Source organism: Aerococcus sp. L_32, from assembly GCF_050689315.1.
The window spans coordinates 1-592 of the sequence record NZ_JBOEQF010001140.1; the positions used below are offsets into that span (position 1 = coordinate 1).

Here is a 592-nt window from a genome sequence, read left to right on the forward strand (position 1 = left end):
CGCAACCAAAGGGACAACCCGCGTAGAAAAAATGGAACTAACAAAATCTTCACTACCTCAAGGCTCACATGTATTAGTCATCGATGACTTCCTGAACGGTGGGGGAACAATTACTGGGATGAATTCAATGTTGAAAGAATTTAACTCAACGTGTGCTGGGATAGCCGTATTGTGTGAATCTGATACCCCAGACCGTGAAATCGACTTTGAATACGAGTCACTGATTAAAGTGCAAAAAGACCCTTCATTTGCCAAAGGATTCGAATTAACACTTGGTACAATGTTTAAAGATTAATGACAATTGTAATAGACCTGTAAACCTTTGTGAGAACAAGGATTATAGGTCTTTTTTTCTGGCTGTTTTAATAGGAATTAAAACTCCAAATACCATTGCATTTTGTGAAATATACGTAATAGTCTATGTTTTAGCTTTTTAAAGTGATAGACTATTTTATTATGAGCATTAATATTTCAATTTGGAAAGGTAAGTGGAGATGAAAGAACGACAACAGAACTTTGAATTGCTTCGAATTATTGCGATGTGTATGATTGTAGTTTCGCATGTGATCACCCACTACATCATGGAGGTAGA

General features: G+C 36.1%; 1 protein-coding gene. It reads left to right on the forward strand.

All coding sequences use genetic code 11. The features are described from left to right. Positions 1–295, forward strand: a 295-nt coding sequence (locus tag ACRCJ0_RS18610) for a phosphoribosyltransferase family protein (RefSeq protein ID WP_431391675.1), incomplete at its 5' end; no start/stop codon positions are given. Positions 296–592 lie beyond the last annotated feature (297 nt).